Source organism: Methylobrevis pamukkalensis (assembly GCF_001720135.1).
Classification (GTDB): domain Bacteria; phylum Pseudomonadota; class Alphaproteobacteria; order Rhizobiales; family Pleomorphomonadaceae; genus Methylobrevis; species Methylobrevis pamukkalensis.
The window spans coordinates 1-611 of the sequence record NZ_MCRJ01000312.1; the positions used below are offsets into that span (position 1 = coordinate 1).

Consider the following 611-nt stretch of genomic DNA (forward strand, 5'->3'; position numbering starts at 1 on the left):
CGCATGACCGGCCTTCATCGGAAGGATGGTCCTCTGCATCCCGAGTGCCGTCCGTGGGTCAAACCACGGCAGCGGTACGCTTCGTCTTATGCGTACGAATGCGGGATGCAAAAGCAGGCAGGATGGCAGCCGGCGCACTGCGCCACGCCATCCGGGACTCGAGAGCAGATAACCTGTCCGTCGGAGCGACGGCTCCGGACGAGACGACAAAGGATTGAAGGGCGAAGAATGCCGACGATCAACCAGTTGATCCGCAACCCGCGCCAGGCGCCGGTCTACCGCGAAAAGGCGCGTCACCTCGAGGCCTGTCCTCAGAAGCGTGGCGTCTGCACCCGCGTCTACACCACGACCCCGAAGAAGCCGAACTCGGCGCTTCGCAAGGTCGCCAAGGTCCGCCTGACCAATGGTTACGAGGTCATCGGCTACATTCCGGGCGAAGGCCACAACCTGCAGGAGCACTCCGTGGTGCTCATCCGCGGCGGCCGCGTCAAGGATCTTCCGGGCGTGCGTTATCACATCCTGCGCGGTGTCCTCGACACCCAGGGCGTGAAGGGCCGCAAGCAGCGCCGCTCGAAGTACGGCGCCAAGCGTCCGAAGTGATCGTTCTCCGG

At 64.2% G+C, this 611-nt stretch carries 1 protein-coding gene; it reads left to right on the top strand.

Annotated elements, in window-relative coordinates; all coding sequences use genetic code 11:
- The first annotated feature begins 228 nt into the window (after positions 1–228).
- Entirely contained in the window at positions 229–600 is a 372-nt protein-coding gene (gene rpsL, locus A6302_RS20705; RefSeq protein WP_069308552.1) for a 30S ribosomal protein S12, read from the top strand.
- Positions 601–611: the final 11 nt, after the last annotated feature.